Below are 4,076 nucleotides of genomic sequence, written 5' to 3'. Positions count from 1 at the left end.
CCCTGGCTACGCGTCTACCGTCTTCCCGGCTACGCCCCGGAACTCAACCCCGTGGAGAACCTGTGGTCCAGCCTCAAACGCAGCATGGCCAACCTGGCCCCCGGCCGCATCGACGACCTGCTCCGCGTCGCGAAAAACAGGCTCAAACAGATGCAATACCGGCCCACCCTCGCCTACGGATTCCTCGCCACCAGCGGACTGGCACCGCCCTGACCCTGACCCCAAAAGCTCAGTATGCGGCCGGGGCCAGCGTAACGGACGTCGTTCGGGTGCTGTTCTCGTAGGCGTTCGGGGATTGCTGTCCGAGGCGGGAGTGACGCCGGACGGTGTTGTAGCGGTGCAGCCATCGGAACGAGGTCAGGCGGGCGTCACGTTCGTCGCCGAAGGAACGGCGGCCTTGCAGGGTCTCGCGTTTGAAGGTCGCGTTGAAAGATTCGGCGAGGGCGTTGTCAGCGGAGCTGCCGACGGCGCTCATCGATTGCCGGACCCCGGCAGCGGCGCAGGCGGCGGCGAACGCCTTCGATGTGTATTGAGCGCCGTGGTCGGTGTGCATGATCGCCCCGGCGAGGCTGCTGCGGGTCCGTTCGGCGGCGGCGAGGGCATCGATGACCAGCTCGGTGCGCATGTGATCAGCGATCGCCCACCCCGCCAAACGTCGTGAGTGCAGGTCGATAACCGTTGCCAGGTAAAGGAATCCGCGTTCACCGACCGGTAAGTAGGTGATGTCGCCGACGTAGCGCTCATTGACCCGGGCGGCGGTGAAGTCCCGGCCGATCAGATCCGGAGCCTTCGTCGCGGCCGGGTCCGTGATGGTGGTGGTCACCCGCCGGCGCAGCCGCAGGCCCTGGATGCGGTAGCGGCGCATCACCCGCGCCACCTTCTTCCGGTTGACCCGCTCGCCCCGGTCGTGGAGTTCGGCGGTGACCCGCGGCGCCCCGTAAGTGCCGTCATGACGGGCGTGCACGCCCCGGATCCGGGCGGCCAGAGCCGCGTCCGCGGCGTCACGAGCGGCCCGATCCGGCGCGGTGGCCTTCCAGTAGTAGAAACTCGAGCGGGCGATGTTCAGGATCTGGCACAACCGCTTCACGCCGTAGCGCGCCTGGTGGTCGGCGACGAACTGGAAGCGGTTCACCAGCGCGTCTCCCCGGCGAAATACCGGGCCGCCTTACGCAGAATGTCGCGTTCTTCCTCCAGCTCACGGACCCGTCGGCGCAACTCGGCGTTCTCCTGCTCGACCGCGCCGGCCGGCTCACCGGTCGCCGAGACCGCACGCGTCGGCCGGGGACTCACGCCACGACGCTCATCGTCGAGCCGCACCCAGCTACGCAGGGTCTCCCTGTTGACGCCCAGGTCATCGGCGATCGACGCGATCGTCGCACCCGGCCGAGACCGGTACAACGCCACCGCGTCAGCCTTGAACTGCACGGGATAGTGCTTGTTCGCCATCTTCTTCAGGACTCCTGATCCACCTGGAACCTCAAGATCCCAGGTTCAAGTGTCCAAGATCAGGGGGCAAGGCCCGGCAGATAACCGCAATACGACGGCTGTACCCGAGCTCACCTGGGAACTGGCTGCCTTGGCAAGCAGGGTCACCGGGACCGCACACGGCCTCGACGAGTCGACCCTCGCCTCCTCAGTGCTCCTTCGCGCTGCGGCGCATGCCCTCGATCGGCCGATCCCGGAGTCCGCCACCGACCGGCGAGACCTGTGGGCGGCGCTGGGCGTCGCCACCGACACGCTCTCCGGAACCGTGCTTGTCTGGCAAGTTCGCCCACCAGGATCCGATGGCTGGTCGTCGATGATGCGTGACCGCGCCGATCTTGGCGTGGTCACGCATCTGACCCTTCACGAACTCGCCGTTGCGGGCTCCGCCCCATGGCTCCCGTCGGGTCAGGTCGTGTCGGTCTGCGAGAACCCGCAGGTGATGCAGGCAGCGGTGCGAGCGGCAACGACAACGCCGCTCCTCTGCTTGTCCGGCAATCCGGCGAGCGTCGGCACGCGGTTGCTAGGTCGCCTGGTCGAGGCGGGCAATCCCGTTCGTTACCACGGTGACTTCGACTGGCCCGGCGTGTCGATCGCAGGACGTGTCCTGAAGCAAGGGGCCGCTGCCTGGCGGATGTCCGCCGAGAACTACATCGCAGCTGTTACCGCGCTCGACGCCGACCACGCCATCGCGCTGACGGGCCGGTCCGTGCCGACACCGTGGGACCCGGGCCTGGCTGCAGCCATGTCCTCGCACGGTCTGGCCGTTCACGAAGAGTTCGTCCTCTCCGATCTACTCGGCGACCTCGAATGCCGATAGTCCGACTTGCTACCGGGGCCGGCCGCAGCACTTCTTGTATTTGCGGGCGGAGCCGCACCAGCAGGTGGCGTTGCGTTCCGGCGGCCAGCTGATCGTGAGATGGTCGGGTGCGGTCTCGCAGTAGCGCCGTTTGGTGTTCGCGTCCGTCGGCGAACCGCCATGCTGGCGGGCAAACTCGATGAGATCGTCGACCTGGGCGGCGACGACCGTGATCGAGGGGACTCCGCCGTCGCGTACCTCGCGCCACCGGTGTTCGGCGGCGTCGTAGTACTCGTCTTCTGGTTGCTCGTAGACGCCGGGCCATTGCTGCTGGGCGAGTCGGCGTTGGTCGCGTTGGAAGGTGAGCATGCGGGTCTGCCGCGGGGTATAGCCGGAGTCCATCAGGTCGAGAACGTCTTCGGCTGTGGTCGGCTGCTCCGGATCGGTCAGCTCGGGGACCAGGGTGTCGAGCAGGTCGGGGGAGTGTCCGAGCTGCTGACGTACGTGCTGCCGGTTGCGCAGCATGATGGTCGTGCCGATGGTGAGCCACTGATCGCGGCGGCGCAGTGCGTCGAGTTGCTCGCTGGTGAGGCGAGCGGCAGCGCGGTCGTACCAGCGGGCGGCGTGGTCGAGGTCGCCGTGCGCGGCGAGGAGTTCCGCGGCGAGTTCGCACTGCCGTTCGCCCAGGGCGGGATCTTTCGCTGCAGCATTGAGGTCGGCGTACGCCATCTCGGTGTCGCCTGCCTGCAGGTGCAGGTCGGCCAGTTGAATGCGGGCGTCGCACCCGTATTCGCCGCCGCTCTGGATGAGGTCGTCGAGGATGGCGCGGGCACGGTCCGAGTGCCCGGCCCGTTGCCAAGCGTCGGCGGCCTCCAGCAGAATTTCTGAGCGCTCCTCAGCGTAAGTGTCGGCGTCGGCTTCGAGCTCTTCTGCCAGCTTCGTGTCGGCATGGGCCATGCCGCGGATCGTACTAGCCGAAAGGCTGATCAACTCCAGCGGTCGCCCGACCGGGTAGGGCCGCAGTCGACCCAACGGGCGGGTTGATCGTCTCCGGATCGCGGTAGCTCGTACGATCGAACTGAGGGCGAAGCGGGAGGAGAAAAAGTCGATCATGGCGTATCAACCCATGACGTTGGTTGACCTGGCCGGCCACCTGTCGCGTCAGCCTGATGCGAAGATCCGGTGGAAGCTCGTATGGGAGTTTCTTGAGGAATATCGGTGGGAGCCCGCCGCCAAGCAGGCTGACCTACTGCTCGAGGAGCCACCCATGACGGGTGACGAGCGGTGGGATGTCCTGCTTGGTGCGCTCGCCGAACATCTCGCCGCGCAGCTCGACCGATCGCCACCTGATTGGGCCAGGTCTCGGGTGCTGACGACACCGTGGTTTCCTTCCTCGTTGCCGTCGAAGCGGATGGAGGCGCTCATCTGGGCGCCTGCCGCCTTCCGCAAGCATGGGGTCTACCTGTCCGCACGCGACCTGGACGCCGCATGACTGACGACGGACTTCTCGGCCGAGCCGAACTCGAGCGAGCCTTCTCGGCGTTGGGCGACCGCCTGGCCCGCCGCGGCCTCGTGGCGGACCTCTTCATCGTCGGCGGCGCCGCGATGGCGCTGGCATACGACGCCAAGCGCGTGACGAGAGATGTAGACGCTACGTTCGTACCGCATGGCGTCGTCCTGGAGGAAGCCCGCAATGTGGCCAGGGCGATTGCATAGTCGGCCAGTGGCTCGCTGGCCAGGAGATTTGGAATGTGTTCGGCCTCTGTGGAGGCGTAAGAAGCGGGTGAGGCCGCGT

General features: G+C 66.9%; 6 protein-coding genes. 4 read left to right on the top strand and 2 right to left on the bottom strand.

Annotated features, from left to right (window positions below; translation table 11 throughout):
* A partial coding sequence (locus CLV70_RS38635; RefSeq protein WP_211304062.1) for a transposase occupies nt 1–213 on the top strand: 213 nt, incomplete at its 5' end.
* Between the two features lie 16 nt (nt 214–229).
* On the opposite strand, the gene CLV70_RS38630 is transcribed toward CLV70_RS38635, so the two are convergent.
* Nucleotides 230–1,446, bottom strand: a protein-coding gene (locus CLV70_RS38630; protein ID WP_425440287.1) for an IS3 family transposase whose coding sequence is annotated in 2 segments (ribosomal slippage) — nt 230–1,143 and nt 1,143–1,446 — 1,218 coding nt in all. Because the reading frame shifts where the segments join, the coding sequence is not laid out codon by codon here.
* A 49-nt stretch (nt 1,447–1,495) separates the two neighbouring features.
* Between CLV70_RS38630 and CLV70_RS38625 the strand changes: the two genes are divergently transcribed.
* Nucleotides 1,496–2,302 (top strand): DUF2399 domain-containing protein, encoded by an 807-nt coding sequence (locus CLV70_RS38625; protein WP_211304061.1) that lies wholly within the window; start codon nt 1,496–1,498, stop codon nt 2,300–2,302.
* 9 nt (nt 2,303–2,311) lie between these two features.
* Here CLV70_RS38625 and CLV70_RS38620 read toward each other — a convergent pair whose 3' ends face one another.
* The gene (locus CLV70_RS38620; RefSeq protein WP_158277947.1) at nt 2,312–3,238 is read right to left on the bottom strand and encodes an SEC-C metal-binding domain-containing protein; all 927 of its coding nucleotides are present in this window, start codon (nt 3,236–3,238) and stop codon (nt 2,312–2,314) included.
* 154 nt (nt 3,239–3,392) lie between these two features.
* Between CLV70_RS38620 and CLV70_RS38615 the strand changes: the two genes are divergently transcribed.
* A complete protein-coding gene (locus CLV70_RS38615) occupies nt 3,393–3,773 on the top strand; it encodes a hypothetical protein (protein WP_146164360.1) in 381 nt (126 codons plus the stop codon).
* Nucleotides 3,770–3,997, top strand: a complete 228-nt coding sequence (locus CLV70_RS38610; protein ID WP_106131565.1) for a DUF6036 family nucleotidyltransferase — start codon at nt 3,770–3,772, stop codon at nt 3,995–3,997. Before CLV70_RS38615 ends, CLV70_RS38610 begins: the two co-directional genes overlap by 4 nt.
* The last annotated feature ends 79 nt before the right edge of the window (nt 3,998–4,076 follow it).

The sequence above is a fragment of the Pseudosporangium ferrugineum genome (assembly GCF_003002065.1).
In the GTDB taxonomy this organism is placed as follows: domain Bacteria; phylum Actinomycetota; class Actinomycetes; order Mycobacteriales; family Micromonosporaceae; genus Actinoplanes; species Actinoplanes ferrugineus_A.
The sequence above is the reverse complement of the archived record's forward strand: the minus strand, read 5'-3'. Positions and strand labels throughout refer to the sequence as shown.

Bases quoted from the DNA above. Each gene is read 5' to 3' on its own strand.
- CLV70_RS38610 (WP_106131565.1), top strand. From the start codon at position 3,770: ATGACTGACGACGGACTTCTCGGCCGAGCCGAACTCGAGCGAGCCTTC.
- CLV70_RS38615 (WP_146164360.1), top strand. From the start codon at position 3,393: ATGGCGTATCAACCCATGACGTTGGTTGACCTGGCCGGCCACCTGTCG.
- CLV70_RS38620 (WP_158277947.1), bottom strand. From the start codon at position 3,238: ATGGCCCATGCCGACACGAAGCTGGCAGAAGAGCTCGAAGCCGACGCC.